Source organism: Sporosarcina sp. FA9, from assembly GCF_051550205.1.
Taxonomy (GTDB): domain Bacteria; phylum Bacillota; class Bacilli; order Bacillales_A; family Planococcaceae; genus Sporosarcina.
In genome coordinates, this window is sequence record NZ_CP188819.1 from 2,455,101 (window position 1) to 2,470,640 (window position 15,540).

17 protein-coding genes are annotated in these 15,540 nt (G+C 37.0%); 5 read left to right on the top strand and 12 right to left on the bottom strand.

Annotated features, from left to right (window positions below):
- Positions 1-22: 22 nt before the first annotated feature.
- From ACP8HH_RS12225 to ACP8HH_RS12235, 3 genes are all read right to left on the bottom strand, one after another.
- On the bottom strand, positions 23-3,100 hold the full coding sequence (locus ACP8HH_RS12225; protein WP_438311671.1) for an AAA family ATPase: 3,078 nt from the start codon (positions 3,098-3,100) through the stop codon (positions 23-25).
- On the bottom strand, positions 3,097-4,254 hold the full coding sequence (locus ACP8HH_RS12230) for an exonuclease SbcCD subunit D (RefSeq protein WP_438311673.1): 1,158 nt from the start codon (positions 4,252-4,254) through the stop codon (positions 3,097-3,099). The genes ACP8HH_RS12225 and ACP8HH_RS12230 overlap by 4 nt, the downstream gene beginning before the upstream one ends.
- A gap of 105 nt (positions 4,255-4,359) precedes the next feature.
- The gene (locus ACP8HH_RS12235) at positions 4,360-4,734 is read right to left on the bottom strand and encodes a nucleotide excision repair endonuclease (protein WP_438311674.1); all 375 of its coding nucleotides are present in this window, start codon (positions 4,732-4,734) and stop codon (positions 4,360-4,362) included.
- Between the two features lie 205 nt (positions 4,735-4,939).
- Here ACP8HH_RS12235 and ACP8HH_RS12240 point away from each other — a divergent pair, with 205 nt between their 5' ends.
- Positions 4,940-5,806 carry an SAM hydrolase/SAM-dependent halogenase family protein gene (locus ACP8HH_RS12240; protein ID WP_438311676.1) on the top strand — a complete coding sequence of 289 codons (867 nt, stop codon included), beginning with the start codon at positions 4,940-4,942 and terminating at the stop codon, positions 5,804-5,806.
- A 96-nt stretch (positions 5,807-5,902) separates the two neighbouring features.
- On the opposite strand, the gene ACP8HH_RS12245 is transcribed toward ACP8HH_RS12240, so the two are convergent.
- The 3 genes from ACP8HH_RS12245 to ACP8HH_RS12255 form a co-directional block, all read right to left on the bottom strand.
- A complete protein-coding gene (locus ACP8HH_RS12245; RefSeq protein ID WP_438311679.1) occupies positions 5,903-6,250 on the bottom strand; it encodes a YkvA family protein in 348 nt (115 codons plus the stop codon).
- A gap of 246 nt (positions 6,251-6,496) precedes the next feature.
- Positions 6,497-7,210 carry an NAD-dependent deacylase gene (locus ACP8HH_RS12250; protein ID WP_438319156.1) on the bottom strand — a complete coding sequence of 238 codons (714 nt, stop codon included), beginning with the start codon at positions 7,208-7,210 and terminating at the stop codon, positions 6,497-6,499.
- Between the two features lie 21 nt (positions 7,211-7,231).
- Positions 7,232-7,903, bottom strand: a complete 672-nt coding sequence (locus tag ACP8HH_RS12255) for an SOS response-associated peptidase (protein ID WP_438311681.1) — start codon at positions 7,901-7,903, stop codon at positions 7,232-7,234.
- A gap of 378 nt (positions 7,904-8,281) precedes the next feature.
- Between ACP8HH_RS12255 and ACP8HH_RS12260 the strand changes: the two genes are divergently transcribed.
- Positions 8,282-8,716, top strand: a complete 435-nt coding sequence (locus tag ACP8HH_RS12260; protein ID WP_438311682.1) for a protein-tyrosine phosphatase family protein — start codon at positions 8,282-8,284, stop codon at positions 8,714-8,716.
- Positions 8,717-8,824: 108 nt separating this feature from the next.
- Here the strand turns inward: ACP8HH_RS12260 and ACP8HH_RS12265 are convergent, their stop codons facing one another.
- Entirely contained in the window at positions 8,825-10,033 is a 1,209-nt protein-coding gene (locus ACP8HH_RS12265; protein ID WP_438311684.1) for an MFS transporter, read from the bottom strand.
- 132 nt (positions 10,034-10,165) lie between these two features.
- Here ACP8HH_RS12265 and ACP8HH_RS12270 point away from each other — a divergent pair, with 132 nt between their 5' ends.
- Complete coding sequence (locus tag ACP8HH_RS12270; RefSeq protein WP_438311686.1) at positions 10,166-10,732, top strand: nitroreductase family protein; 567 nt, start codon at positions 10,166-10,168, stop codon at positions 10,730-10,732.
- A 45-nt stretch (positions 10,733-10,777) separates the two neighbouring features.
- Complete coding sequence (locus tag ACP8HH_RS12275; protein WP_438311688.1) at positions 10,778-10,924, top strand: hypothetical protein; 147 nt, start codon at positions 10,778-10,780, stop codon at positions 10,922-10,924.
- Between the two features lie 63 nt (positions 10,925-10,987).
- Here ACP8HH_RS12275 and ACP8HH_RS12280 read toward each other — a convergent pair whose 3' ends face one another.
- The 5 genes from ACP8HH_RS12280 to ACP8HH_RS12300 all read right to left on the bottom strand — a co-directional run bounded on the left by ACP8HH_RS12280 (position 10,988) and on the right by ACP8HH_RS12300 (position 13,705).
- A complete protein-coding gene (locus tag ACP8HH_RS12280; protein WP_438311690.1) occupies positions 10,988-11,170 on the bottom strand; it encodes a hypothetical protein in 183 nt (60 codons plus the stop codon).
- A gap of 111 nt (positions 11,171-11,281) precedes the next feature.
- A complete protein-coding gene (locus ACP8HH_RS12285; protein WP_438311692.1) occupies positions 11,282-11,545 on the bottom strand; it encodes a hypothetical protein in 264 nt (87 codons plus the stop codon).
- Positions 11,546-11,547: 2 nt separating this feature from the next.
- Entirely contained in the window at positions 11,548-11,880 is a 333-nt protein-coding gene (locus ACP8HH_RS12290; RefSeq protein ID WP_438311694.1) for an ArsR/SmtB family transcription factor, read from the bottom strand.
- Between the two features lie 142 nt (positions 11,881-12,022).
- Positions 12,023-12,661, bottom strand: a complete 639-nt coding sequence (locus ACP8HH_RS12295; protein WP_438311696.1) for a YitT family protein — start codon at positions 12,659-12,661, stop codon at positions 12,023-12,025.
- A gap of 180 nt (positions 12,662-12,841) precedes the next feature.
- Complete coding sequence (locus ACP8HH_RS12300; protein ID WP_438311698.1) at positions 12,842-13,705, bottom strand: tetratricopeptide repeat protein; 864 nt, start codon at positions 13,703-13,705, stop codon at positions 12,842-12,844.
- Between the two features lie 550 nt (positions 13,706-14,255).
- On the opposite strand from ACP8HH_RS12300, the gene chrA reads away from it, so the two are divergent.
- Positions 14,256-15,449 carry a chromate efflux transporter gene (gene chrA, locus ACP8HH_RS12305; RefSeq protein ID WP_438311700.1) on the top strand — a complete coding sequence of 398 codons (1,194 nt, stop codon included), beginning with the start codon at positions 14,256-14,258 and terminating at the stop codon, positions 15,447-15,449.
- Positions 15,450-15,540 lie beyond the last annotated feature (91 nt).

Here is a 15,540-nt window from a genome sequence, read left to right on the forward strand (position 1 = left end):
ATGAGTAGTAGGCATTTCATTTTCATTTAATAATAAACTGAGTATGACTATGACCTGCTTTAGACTTTCTTACCTCAAGTATCGCCGGTAGTGCAGATTTCAATTCCTCAACATGTGAAATCACACCGATCATTCGACCTGACTTTTGAAGATCAATTAACGTGTCGATTGCTTTATTTAAAGACTCTTCGTCGAGTGAACCAAATCCTTCGTCGATAAACATCGTATCGATGATTACAGACCCTTGGAAGCTTTGAATGACATCAGCCATACCAAGTGCAAGACATAGTGAAGCATTGAACTTCTCCCCACCCGATAACGTTTTCACATCGCGGTCCGCTCCCGTGTATGCGTCATATACGTCTAAACCCAATCCACTTTGTTTGCCGTGCGTTTCTTTTCGATCACTGCGAACTAACTCAAATTGACCGTTGGATATTTCTTTCAAGCGTTCATTGGCCGATTGGATAATTCGCTCCAAATATTCAATTTGTATATAGCGTTCAAATGATAATTTTAAACCGTTCTGTCCTCTTACAACATCATAAAGTTCTGTGATTTTACCATAGACACGTTCCAAATCAACTAGTTTTCCACTAGTCGCAATTATATTTTCTTTCATCAATAGTGTAGCTTTTTCATATTCCGAAGAGGCATTGTAATTGGCTAGCGATGCTTCATATTCTTTTTTTAGAACGTCTAATTGCATCTCAAGAGCACTTAAATCGGTTCTTTCCTTACCCTCAAGAAAGCTTTCCAGCTCAGATAGTGATTCTTTTAATGCATAGAATTGCTGCTTGAAATTAAAAATCTCGGCCTTTAAAGCGCTTCGATCTTTTTCCATCATTTTAGCATTTTGATAGGCTTCTTCTGAATTAAATTCTGATTTCAGCAGCACTTCTTTATATCTAAACTCAGATTTCCTACTTTTCTCTTCTGCTTCAACAAACGACAATTCACTATGCATTTTAGAGGTTTTTGAATTACTTAGTTGCTCCCGTGTCTCCTCCATTTCTTTCTGAATGGTTGCCCATGCAAGATCTAATTCAGCTTTTTTATTCTCAGTAGCCACAATACGTTCTTTAAGAACAGTTAGGATACGAACATCCTCAGGAATACCTTTCACCATTAATTCCATAACGATTAATTCATTATCGTATGAAGATTTTTGCATGTACAATGAACGCTCAAGTTCTGATTTCTTACTAACAAGATTATTGACCACAACCGATAGCGCTTTTAAATTCTCTTTTAAAACAATTAATGATTGGCGATCTTCTCGAAGCCTGGCAACTTGAACTTCCAACTTTTTGTTCGTTTCATATTCCTCTTCGCTGTCAATATCAATCTTAAGTTCATTCACTTCAGACATTTTCTCAGTCCATTGCTCAGAAGCACTTTGAAGTTTAGCTACTGACGTCCGGTAATCGGTCTCAACATCTGAAAGGATCTTTCTCTCACTCGTTAGTTGCGCTCTGGTTATTGTGGTTTCCATAGTACCTTTTGATTTTTCGGGATGATCCAGACTTCCACAAACCGGACACGCCTGGCCTTCATGAAGGGACTCAGCCAGCATTGTCGCTTGGTTATTCAACCAAATTTTTTCTAATTCACTGTATTCATTTTTGTGTGTATTATATAGGATTTCCTTATTTACCATCGCCAATTCTAAGTTTGCAACTTGCTTTTGACGACTTTTCAGTTCATCTAAAACCTTACATTTATGAGCTGTTTCGCTTAATAATTGTACTTGATCGTCGAATGAAACCATTTTCTCATCAAGTGAATCAATTTTCAGTAGTAAGTCATCTAATTTATTTTCTTGCAAGATTGTATGTTCAGATAGAACATTATACTCTTCATCCATTTTATGAATAGTGTCTTTCATTAATGTAATCTGTTCTTTCTTTGTTGCGAGTTCGGATACAGTCGGCAAATGATCCTTTAAACGAATTAACGTTTCCGTAACTTGATCACGTTCTGTTTTCCTGTTTTCCTCCGCTATAAAACGAAGTTTGGTCTGCTTCATTTTTTCAGTAGCAATTTCCTCGTATTTTGTCGCTTTTTCCAGGAGTTCAGACTTGGTTTTCACTTCTATTTTCATTTCATTAAACTGCTTTTCAATTTCTTCAATAGAGGCCGCCCGTTCCGCTTCAGTTAACTGATGTTCTTTTTGTTCTATAATCGGAATCTCTTTCGACAGCTCATTGAACAGCAATTCTTTTTGTTCCTTCTCCAAAAATCGTTCATTTAAACTTTTCGAAGAATGATATAGGGAGAGTTTTTCAGCATGTATTTTTACATTTAAATTATAGTTCACCCGATCAGAAACTGTTTTATCTAAGTAGTAATTATACTCCTCGTCCAAACCATGAAGGACTTGATTGACATTATAATGTTCGCTAGAAAGCGTTTCAAATAGCTTTGATTCACGTTGAGGTAAAACAGCAGTAATTTGATGAATAAACCCATCTTGCGTTCGCATTTCACTTGTAAGCTTATCTTGCGCTTCAATCCTTTTTCCCTTCAATATCTCAGCAATTTCACGATAAGGTTCTGTTTTAAAAATTTTCCTCATAATCGTTTCTTTGTTTTCAGTATTTGAAGTTAGAAACTTTCTAAATTCTCCTTGAGGAAGCATAACAATCTGACTGAACTGGGCTTGAGTAAATCCAATGAGCGATTCTACCTTCTTGTTTATTTCGGAAACAATTTGTCTATCTACCAGGGGAATTTCACCATTTATCGTTTGCTCATAAAACTCACAAAGTGCTATTGTTTCGCTTTTATTTCCTTCTTTAGTGTATGGAATTTGTCGCATGATTCGATATGTTCGATTGTGGATTTGGAAAACCAGTTCCACTGTCGTTTGCGCTCTGTCATCCGCAAAGTCGCTCCGCATTGCACGTATGTCTGTACGGTCTTCTCCACTAGCTTGTCCATATAAAGCAAAACAGATTCCGTCAAAAATCGTTGTTTTTCCAGCTCCGGTTGCTCCAGAAATAACGAATAATCGATTGTCTTTTAACTTTGTAAAGTCTACTATTTCTGTATCTTTATAAGGACCAAAAGCGGTCATTGAAAGTTGTAGTGGTTTCAAATCTCAGTCTCCCCCTTATTCATCACTTCTTGAAGGACTTCAGCGAAAAGTGTTTGTGTTTCTGCATCAGCTTCTTCGCCTATCATCTCTTCGTAGAAAGATTTAAACAATGTTAAATCATCCTTCTTCTCCTGTTTAAATTCCCTTGTTTTCTCATCATTCGAAGAGTTCATCTGTATTTTTCGTTCAATATGCATTGCATTCGGATATACAGAACGAACTTTTTCCATCGGAAATAAAACCGGTGTTTCATCCAGTAATTTCACGAAAACATAATCTTCACTGATTGGTTCTTGTAAGATGGATTCCATTGTTCCCGTGACTGTTCTCATATCATGTTTCGAATTAAGTTCCCTTTTTTCAACAGTGACTTGCCCTTCCCTGTCCATCTCAATGATAAAAAACCCTTTGTTATGATGTTCTTCCGAAATAGAGTATTTCATAGGTGAGCCCGCATACCGAATCGTTTCATTCAGAACATGATGTGCCTGATGTAAATGACCGAGTGCTGTGTAATGGAAGGACTCAAAAAGATTTGCCGACACATACTCTGCGCCACCAATCGCTATTGGACGTTCCGAATCACTTGTATTTTCTTCACTTTCACCATGTTTCGTCACAAATGCATGTCCAACAAATACATGACGTGCATCTTTATCTAGAGTATTTCGAATACTATCTGTCACTTTTTTCATTGCGTCGTTATGGTTTGAAATTGTTTCGTCTTCGTGTAGATGTTTAACAACAGAAGGATCCGCAAAAGGTACTAGATGGAAATGTACCTCACCAAATGCATCATTTAGTATGACCGGTTTTATTTCTTTAGTCATCTGCCCCACAATATAGCATCCGTTCGCTTCCATTAAGCTCCTTGCGAAATTAAGACGCCCTGGACTGTCGTGATTGCCTCCGATTGCAAGTACGGGAATTTTTAAATTGAGAACGATTTCTTCAAGAACTTCATCAAGCAGGGCCACAGCCTCTGTTGGTGGAACAGCTCGGTCATATAAATCTCCAGCGATTATGATTGCATCGGGACGTTCTTCCTTCACGATTTCAATAAATTGATTTAATATATAGCGCTGCCCCTCTGTCATATAAACCCCTTGAACGAGTTTACCTAAATGCCAATCGGCCGTATGAAAAATCTTCAATTCCAAACTCCCCCTTTTTAATACTCTTTCTTACTACTCTACAGGACATTCGACTTAAAATGAATAAAAAAAAAGCCGATTGCACAGGGCAGTCGGCTTTTACTTTTATTCGAAAAATACTTTGTCTACATTATACTTCGCACGTTCCGCATTAATAATATACGTTTCATAAATTTCCCGTTCCATTGGATCTTCTACGATGATCACGGAAATTTTATTTACTTCGTCTCGGTGATTTTTGATCGGTGAAACAGCGTCTTCAAAATGTTTTTTTACACGTTGACGTACTTTACGTGCTTTTCCAACAAATAAAAGTTCGTTTTTCTTGTTGTAAAACAAGATTATACCGCCTTTATCACGGGGGATTTCATGGAGATCAACAAAACCAAAAAACGGCTTAATGGGTGCTTCAGTTGCACTCATCTTTTGTTCACGTTGTTCAATTGTTATATCGGGTTGTGGTATTTTAATTGTTATCATATCAACTTCACGTCCTCTTCTATACTAAAGATAAATATTACCACAAAAGTCCACGAAAAGCGAAGAACAATATAGAGAATTGACTAATCAAAAAATTTCATGTAAATTGTTTGCATCTGTATATAAAGGTGAGAATATGTTGTTAGTCGACTAATTGGCTTGGATTGAGTTTTTAAAAATTGCAGATAAAAGGAGTGCGTTTTTAATGACAAATGGATTATTGGTTTTTCAATCAGATTTTGGAAACAGTGATGGTGCAGTGAGTGCGATGCACGGAGTAGCCAATTCAGTAAAACTAGGGATTCCTATTTTTGAAATTACACATCAAATCCCACAATACAATATTCGAGAAGCATCTTATCGTTTACTACAAACAATTGGCTATTGGCCAAGTGGAACTGTGTTCGTCTCTATTGTGGATCCAGGGGTTGGTTCAAATAGAAGAAGCATTGTAGCAAAAACAATTAACAATCACTACATCATCACCCCAGACAACGGAACTCTTACGCATATTAAAGAATTTGTCGAAATTACGGAAGTACGCATAATCGATGAAACGATTAATCGACTCCCAAAATCGGGTGAATCTCATACTTTTCATGGTCGAGATATTTTCGCATATACTGGTGCCCGGCTTGCTAGTCGCATAATTGAATTTGAAGCTATAGGTCCTGCTGTCCACCCAAGCACACTTATCGAACTTCCATTAAAAAGCGCATCCTTAATCAACGAAGTAATAACGGGTATTATAGACATTATTGATAAACCGTTTGGCAATCTTTGGACAAATATTAGCCGGGTACAATTCAGGGAAATTGCCAAGAACTTCGGAGATCCTTTTGAAGTTTCCATTACTAGGGATGGAAGAATAATTTACAAAAGCATTTTGAAATATGGCCGATCCTTTGCTGATTCACATATTGGTGAACCTTTATTATATGTGAATTCACTTGATAATATGGGCATCGCAATCAACCAAGGATCCTTTGCGGACGCTTACCGTGTACGGACTGGTACTAGTTGGGAAGTCGTAATTCGTGAAGTACCAGAAGTCGACAAAAATCTTACGTAAAAAAAATGATTCTAAAATATAAGAACAGTAATCCATCTAAATATAAAGATTTAGATGGATTACTGTTCTATTTATTTCTGAAATTGAAGTATTCGTTCATTTGACATCCTCACCAAGAAGTTTTGTTACTTTTTGCGAAGCTTTACTTTTGACGGAATCATCAATATGTGAAATCACTTTATATACGGCCGCTGCAACTACAGTCGCATCATCAGCAAGCCCAATGACGGGTATAAAATCTGGAATCAAATCTATTGGGAATATCAAGTAGCTTAGTGCTCCAACAATAATCAGTTTTGAGGACTTTGGCACACCCGGACTTTTTGCAGTATAAAAGAGTAGTAAACTGTAATAAGCAGTCTTTCTTCCCGCTCTTTTTCCATAATCCCTCATCTTGTTCCAAAACCTTTTATCGTTAACAGCTGCTTTATTGTGTACCGTCATAGGATCCCTCCTTCAGTTTTCTTCATAATTAAATAATACATGGAACGACATTTCATGTCACTGAAGTAGCCTTTTTCTATATCTTATTGTCTATTCATTTACAGGTGCGGCATATGGAATGACGATTATTAAATCCCTCACATTTGATATTCATACTGGAAAAGATGGCTTTCACTTAATAATATATAGAAAAAACCTTCAACTAATAAATGTTGAAGGTTTTTTCTAGTTTCTATCATACTTCCATTACATAAGCTTTTTATTTATTTCTATTAATAACTCGCCTATTTTTCGATCATTTATAACAAGATCAGCGTAATCATCAAAATCTGTTGGTTCTAAATTCACGATAACAAGTTTCGCACCTCGTTCTTTCGCTAGAAGTGGAAACTGATTAGCTGGCGTAACGGTCAACGAAGATCCTAACACAATAAATAAATCTGCTTTTTCGCTCTCCTCAATTGCCTTTACAAAAGGTTCTTCAGGAAGTCCTTCGCCAAATAGAACTACAGAAGGTCTAAGTTTACCACCACATGTACAATAAAAATGATTTGTTTCATACTTTTCACTACTAAATTCCAAACCACATTGTTGACAATGTACCGTTTGCAACGTGCCGTGCAATTCCATTACATTTTTCGATCCAGCTCTGTAATGAAATCCATCCACATTTTGAGTAATGATGCTGTCAATAAGACCTGCTTTTTCCCACTCCACTAATAATTCATGCCCTCTATGTGGTAAACAATCTTTTACACCCAATACTCTTTCACGATAAAACTGGAAAAACCGTTCAACGTCACGATTCATCGAGTCCACGCTAGCAATAAGTGTAGGGTCTACATTCTCCCAAAGTCCTGTGTTTTTAGATCGAAAATCGGGTAATCCACTTTCGGTAGACATACCCGCGCCTGTATATACAACGGTATAATTCGAATTTCTTAAAAACTCTGCAATCAACTTCATCTCTTCCCTTCTAAATTATATAGGAATAATAAGTGATTCCTCATTATTTTTTGGTGAATTTACTTCGCTAGAAACCGCATAAACCTCCATTAGATTCTCATCAAACGGCCTAAGTATATTGCCCAGGAAATCGATATCCTGATTTGAAGGATTTAACCAATCCGCTTCATCCTCAGGACGAAGCATAACCGGCATACGATTATGAATTTTTCCCACTAAGGGATTGGGCTCCGTCGTAATAACCGTACATGTATTTAGTACGTTTCCATCCGGAGATGTCCACGACTCCCACAAACTTGCTATTCCAAAGAGTTCATTCGATTTTAACTTAAAACGCATTGCTACTTTCTCCGGGCCAACCTTTTGCCATTCGTAAAATGAATCGGCGGGTATAATGCATCGCTTCTTTTTAAAGGCATTTCGGAAACTAGGTTTTTCATCTAAAGTCTCTGAGCGAGCATTAATCATTTTATAACCAATCTTAACGTCCTTTGCCCAAGGTGGTATTAAACCCCAACGCAAATAGCCGAGCCTATTCTTCGTTCCATCATTTATGAGCGCAACGACTTGTTGTGAAGGTGCAATATTGTAACTTGGAATATAATCTTGTTCCTTAAAAGCCGTTTCAATATCAAAACGCTCAATAATATCAAAATATGGGGCAAACAAAGTAAACCGACCACACATTAGAATCCCCCCCTCACTTTATAAGTGCTTTAACAACACCTTACCATTATTTTTGTTATCAGTCTTTAAAGCAGACACCAAATTGAGCATTGTTTAAATGAACAGGCTTAGCGCAATTGAAAACCGTAGACCTTTAAAATGTTGTGACATGAACATGATAATTTTAGGGCTTGGACTAAAATTTAATGGGTGTACAACGAAAATCGCTAGGTGTGCAACCAATTCAACGAGTTGTGCAACGTAATCCAATTAGTGTGTAACCCCATAATTGATTCGGAAACCCACACTTACCAGTAGAAATCCAAATCCAAACCCCAACCCCACCACTCCCCTGGAATCACACATAAATGGTATACTCTAATAAACTTACAAAGGACAGTGAAGACATTGAAAGAAAACCTTTATCAAGAACTTATTCCAGGACGTATATTTATAGGAGGCATTGACGCTATCGACGGCCTACTATCTAATGAGAAAATAGACGTCATTTATGATCTACGCGCTGAAGTAAAACATCCACTTTCAACTGAAATAAGTGTGCACCAGCCCATTTTAGACGTTGGTGAACAGCAAGATAATTCTATTATCTCAACCGTTAATACAATTGTTGAAGCGTATAACTCTGGCAAAAATATTTACTTCCACTGTAATACCGGTCGTGGCCGTGCTGGAACCATCGCAGCTGCGACACTATTGGAATTAGGTCTTGCAAATACCGTTAACGATGCTGAACAAAAAGCTTTGGAAATACAACCACAAATCAATATAAAACTACAATTTAAAGAAGCACTTATACGGATTTATGAAAATTAGACCAAATAAAAGAAACGCCAATCCCCTTTCACTTAAAGGTATTGGCGTTTTTATTATTGTACAAAATATACCCATATTCTACATTTAACTTCAAAAAGCAACGGCTGCTTACTGTACAGCTACAATTTTCTGATCACGAGGTAAACCCAAACATGTTAGACCTATAAGTGGGATAAAAGAAACAATTAACATTGTTTGATACACTCCGACAATATCCATTAGCATCCCAATAACAACTGCTCCGATTGCACCCATTCCGAATGCAAGGCCCACTGTCAGTCCCGCCATGGTTCCTATTTTACTCGGAACAAGTTCCTGTGCATATACAACTGTTACTGAAAAGCTCAACATGATGAAGAAACCAATAAGCCCTAACAATACGATTGCGATGCCAAGAGGTACATGCGGTAATAGAACACAAAGTGGAATAGGAACTACTTGCGAAATGACAATAACATTTTTCCTTCCTATTTTATCAGCAATGGGTCCTCCAAAAAATGTTCCTGCAGCCCCCAGAACTAAAAATAGAAATATAAATAATTGTCCCGTTGTTATCTCAACAGTATATTTTTCAATAATATAGAAAATATAGAAACCGGTTATATTTGCAACATAAAACGATCGTGCAAAGATGACTGTTAACAGAAGGGTAAGTGCTATACCAACCTGCTTCTTCGTTAAGTTTTCCATTGTAGATAAAATGACTCGTTTTCTTTTATTCAGTTTCTCCTGGACTAACTCTTCTTTATACCAAGCTGATATTCTAAGTAACATAAATATTGCTAAAGCTGCTACCAATATAAATATAGCTGCTCCCTTTTGTCCAAGTGGCCATAATATGTACGCACTGATTAGTGGTGCGAGTGCTTGCCCCGTATTCCCCCCTACTTGGTAAATCGATTGAGATAATCCTCTTTTAGTTCCAGCAGCCATATAAGAAACTCGTGAACCTTCTGGGTGGAAAATTGCTGAACCTAATCCAAGTAACATAACTGAAAGTATGATCAGCCAATAAGCCGGAGCAAATGCGAGCCCTGCTATACCAACTAACGAAAAGCTCATACCTATAGGAAGTGTATAAGGTCTAGGCTTTTTATCACTTAAATAACCTACAACCGGCTGTAACACCGATGCAACCATGTTCAAAGAAAAGGCAATTAACCCCAATTGCGTGAAAGTTAAGCCCAAATCCCTTTCAAGAATTGGAAACATTGCAGGAATGACCGATTGAAGTGAGTCATTCAGTAGATGAACTCCTCCGATTGCAAACATTATCGGATATACTGGGTTGCCGAGTGTTTGTTTATTCTTTGTCATTTAACAATCACACACACTTTCTAATTTCAAAATTACTTAATACTATTAGTATAACTCGAATCCTTTGTGTATTGGCATGTTATACTTAAATAAGTAGTATTAAAGATATTTCATGAAAAGAGGTTATTTTTGATGAATATACACGAGGCAATACAAACGAGAAGAAGTATACCACTCGTTACAGAAGATTCCGTACCAACAGATTTGATTGAAAAAATACTAGAATCAGGAACTCATGCTCCAAATCATTACCGAACAGAACCGTGGCGTTTTTTCGTTTTAAGAGGAGCAGGTAGAGTAAAATTAGGAGAAGTCTTCGCAGACGTCGCACGTTCAAAGAAGGGTGTCACCGAAGCTGATAATGAAATAAGAATTTCAAGAAGTATAAAGAATCCATTACGTGCACCTTTAATTATTGCTGTTGGCGTTGAGCCTAGTAATGCTAAGAATGTACTTATTAAAGAAGAGTACGCGGCGGTAAACTCTGCTGTACAAAATATGCTTTTAACTGCACATGCACTAGGTCTCGGGGCAATTTGGAGAACAGGCTCTGTCTGTTATGAAGATAAAGTTAGAGACTTCTTTGGTTTATCCGAACAAGGAGAAATGATTGCATTTATTTACATCGGCTATCCGAATATGGAACCAAAAGATATGAAGAAAACGAATTATAAAGAACTGACTACGTGGATTGATTAATTTAATTTTTTAATGATGTTTGAATAACAAAAAGGAGGTTCTTGTATGGATGATAAAACTAACGTGAAGTGTGATTTAGAAACGGGCATTTGCAGCATTAATAATGATGAAACAACGAGTTTCATTGATTTATCGACACCTAAGGAAGAAAATGACGATTTTCTAACTGAAAAGCTCATTATTATTAAATGAATTATCTACCAAAAAGGTCGTAAACTGGAGCTATCCTCCTAAGTTTACGACCTTTATTTAAAATCATTCAACTTCTTGTAAAATCTTTTCAATCGACGCCAACCGGTTCTTAGCTTCTTTTAATTGTCCAGTCATAACTTGTAATTTCTCCGCAGATTCCATTCGCAATTGTTCCAACTCAATTGTTATCTTTTCGACTTCAGAAGTGTCGGTTTGTTTCGGATTCCACTTAACTAACTTTATCAAAACAAAGATTATTAATATATAAATTGCTAAAAAGATAAGTAAAGGAATAAAAGTTATTATAGCAGTCCCAGTCATTATTAAATCACATCTTTCGATTGTATTTTCACTCGCTTACTCAACTTCTTGTAAAATCTTCTCAATGTTCACAAGTCTAAAATTCACATCTGTCATCTCTTCGAGTACTAGTGATTGTTGTTGCAAAGCCTCTTTTTGATAGTGCACTGAATCAGTGACTACTTTTTGCAAAACTGCCCCGTTTCCCCTTTGCGGTAACCATTTCAACAATTTTACAATCAATACAATGAATAAGGTTAAAATTGTAAACATAAAGATAAATGGTATGATAGCAATTACTATTAATACGGAATCTCCCACTATTATTTCCCCTCTTTCTTTTTCATAGTTAATGTCTTTACAGCCTCATGAATTACTTCTGAATTAATAGTAAATTCAAATGGAGCGAGCTCATAATATTTCATCGCCTTACCATCGTCCGAAATTTCCATATCACTTTTCACTATCTTTGCTTGCTCCAACTTTTTTAAATGCATATACAATAACGGTCGACTCATCTCTGCATCTCTCGCAAGTTGACTTACGTATTGCCTTCCCCTACTTAATATCGAAATAATATTTAATCGATGGGCATTAGACAACGCTTCAAAAAGCGCTAACAAATCATCTCCTTTTTGCGGGCATTTATTTTCCATTTTCAAGACCTACTCTGGAAAAGTTCTTTTGCAAATCCATCCGACTGCTCCTTTATTAATATTTATCATTAATTTTTTTGTATCACCTGTAATAAATATATTACAGGTGATACAAATTGTCAACACAACAAGACTAATTACTCTAATTAATCTTATCATCCTGAATCTTTCTTTTCTTATTTGGTATTGAAATAATAGAGCTGGTGGAGATGCCAACTAATAGAACCGTTGTATACGATAATAGTAAATGTGATGAGGTGATGAGCATGCATCCTATTGAAACAATCAAAACATCAAAACATAAAATCACAATTCCTGGATTTAGGTCTAGTTTTCTAGCAAACATTTGTGCAAGTAAATCTACTCCCCCCATACTAATGTCTAACCTGAACATGATCCCGACTCCTGATCCAATAAATATACCACCAAGCGCTGCGCTAATTAGAGGATTTAACATTAAGTATTTTCCAATCTCCGACAATGGATATAGTAAATCAATAATAACAGAAGATATTAACATCCCATGGATTCCATTATAAAAAAAGGTGCGATAAAAATTCCATGCGATAATAAAAATCGGAATGCTAATAAGTAGAAATGTTAAACCTACTTTTGCATCCATTAAGTAATGAAAAATCAAACTTATGCCAAGTGCACCGCCTTCTAATAATTTATGTGGCACTAGAAATAGATTTATACCAATCGCGATCAGAATGCTTCCAACTACAATTATTACCGCCTTTTGCATAAACAAATAGTACCCCACCCATTTTTCAGACATAATAGATGTATATGCGTGAACCTCACAAGTCTTCACTTAAAATTGATTCCGGCCATAAAAAAGTAGAACTGTAAACAATACTGGTATTCTCATATATAATCTTATTAAACAAAAAAAGAGCCGAATTTCTGCTCCTTTTTTTGTTTATAGAATAGCCGTCAAAACTTTTACATGCCGCCTCTAGAAGGATTGTCCAGCTGATTCCTTAATGCGTGCGATGCGTTCTGGCTCGTTTGTTACAAGCCAGTGATCGAGTACAAAGCGGTCATAGCAAAAAGAAAAGTATGGTCGCGCTTCTTCCTTTCTGTTAAGCAAAAGCAGACACTCCGCAATCTCTTCATATACATATCCACTGGGTTCAGTGGTTTGTTCTGTTTCAGCAAGCAATTCCTTCTGAATCGCAAAAGACTCGTCAACCCGTCCCGTTAAACGCAGTACCTTTGCCACGCTCCATTTTGCAATAAACACCGTATTTGGATTACCCTGCACCTTGCGGAACTCCAACGCTCGCATGAATAGTTCAAGTGCTTCCTCAAGTTTTCCACTCTCAACATGTGCCCAACCGATGTTATTATATAATGAACCTAACCAACGACTGCCTTTAGGGCATTTTTCAGCATAGTCTAACGCCTTCAAGTTCCATTCCATACGTTTCTCCTGAGTCGATTCGGCAATACCCAACATATGCGCTGCATCAACGGCATAATGCTGCTCATTGGACTGGATTCCTAATTCCCATGCATTTAGGAATAGTGGTATAGCATCCAATTGTCGGGATGAGGAATTAAAAACTCTGCCTCGTTCTAAAAAGTATCTAATTCGTGCCACAACTAGGTCCTTGGTCAATAACTTTTCCGCACGATCTAGTGTCTTATGTGCTGTTTCGTATTTTGCCTGCAATCCCTGTGAACGTGCAACTTGGGTCAAGAGTTCAGCTAAATATCCAACATTTCCAGAGTCCTCGGATTGCGTTAACAAACTCATAAATTTCCGCTCGGTTTCTTCGGGGTGATTGTAATCCCACTGCGCATCGAAATCTACCATAATTCACTCTCCAACTCGTATAATGCATATTTGATTAAGATAACATGGGTTGGTCGTTATCACCACCCCCCTTTTCTATCTTATTCCAAATAAGTTCCCGTTGAATATTCAATGCCTTCTTCACCTACGAATTTCCTAGGCGCCACTTTTTTCAGGGTATACGTGAACCCTTGCTTGACTATTTGGTATACTCTCTTGCTACTAAAGGTACTTCTTTTATTTTATAGCTCTTTAAGGCCTTATCTTTACTTTAATTTAGATTGTTTCGGTTATGTGTTAGTTAATTGCTTTTTCCATTCGGAGTAAACACAAATTCAGCAGCGTTGATCTTAATTACCAATAAGCACACATTTACGGAAGTAAGTATTCCAATATCATGTAAAGATTTTGTAAATGTTCGTTTTGGCATTGCAAATACTAAGCCCGTATACTATGCTTCCCATATCAGTATTGTGGGGAAATGGTAAGGAGATCTAGTCCTTATTGAAGCTAGGCAAAAATGCATATGAACTCTTCAAAGAAATCAAAGATTAACAAAAAGGAGCATACAATGAATCATTCTAAAACTACTAGTAGAATTAAATCACTTTTGGAGATATTTGTAATTTCAACACGACTTGGACTTACATCTTTTGGTGGACCAACAGCTCATTTAGGGTATTTTCATGAAGAATATGTTCGAAGAAGAAAATGGATGGATGAAAAAAGCTATGCGGATTTAGTTGCTTTATCACAGTTCTTACCTGGTCCGGCTAGTAGCCAAGTGGGTATCGGTATAGGCGTTATGCGGGCAGGTGTATTAGGTGGAATTACATCTTTTATTGGGTTTACACTCCCTTCAGTTATTGCACTTATCCTATTTGCATTACTGCTCACTGGAACCGATATCGGAAATGCTGGATGGATACACGGATTAAAGATTGTGGCAGTAGCCGTAGTTGCACATGCCATTATCGGAATGGCCAAAAACTTGACGCCTGATTTAAAAAGAAAAGTTTTCGCGCTGTTTGCACTTATAGGTACACTTCTTTGGCAATCCGCTTTTACTCAAGTAGGTGTCATTTTAATTGCAGCATTCTTTGGGTTCCTTTTGTTTAAACAGCACGATGAAGTTGAAGAAGCTAAATCGAGTTTCCCTATCACCAAAAGGGCTTCAGTGATCTGTCTAACGTTATTTTTCGCTTTGTTATTTCTTTTACCGGTTCTCAGAGAAGTAACTGGTTCTTATTGGGTAGCAATGTTCGATAGTTTTTATCGTTCGGGTTCTTTAGTCTTCGGTGGAGGTCATGTCGTTTTGCCATTATTAGAACAGGAACTTGTACCAATGGGTTGGATAAGCGAAGAGGCTTTCTTAGCAGGTTATGGTGCGACACAAGCAGTACCTGGACCGTTATTCACGTTTGCAGCCTATTTAGGAACTGTTATGAAAGGTTGGCAAGGTGGTTTAGTCGCAACGTTCGCAGTTTTCTTACCTGCTTTCCTTCTTATTCTTGGGGCGTTACCATTTTGGGATAGTTTACGTAAAAACCCTAAAATTAAAGGTGCAATAATGGGCGTAAATGCAGCAGTTATCGGAATTTTAATCTCTGCTTTTTATTTTCCAATTTGGACAAGCTCGATTTTGGCACCTGTTGATTTTGCTTTAGCTGCAATTTTGTTTAGTATGCTTGCCTATTGGAAACTTCCACCTTGGGTTATTGTGGTTTCTGGGGCTATAGGCGGTTCACTCATGACGTTAATTTAGATGAGTATTTATATATAAACTAAAAGACTAACGAATTGTTAGTCTTTTTCATTACCAATCCTCAAGAATACGCGTGTTACTGGTTAAGTAA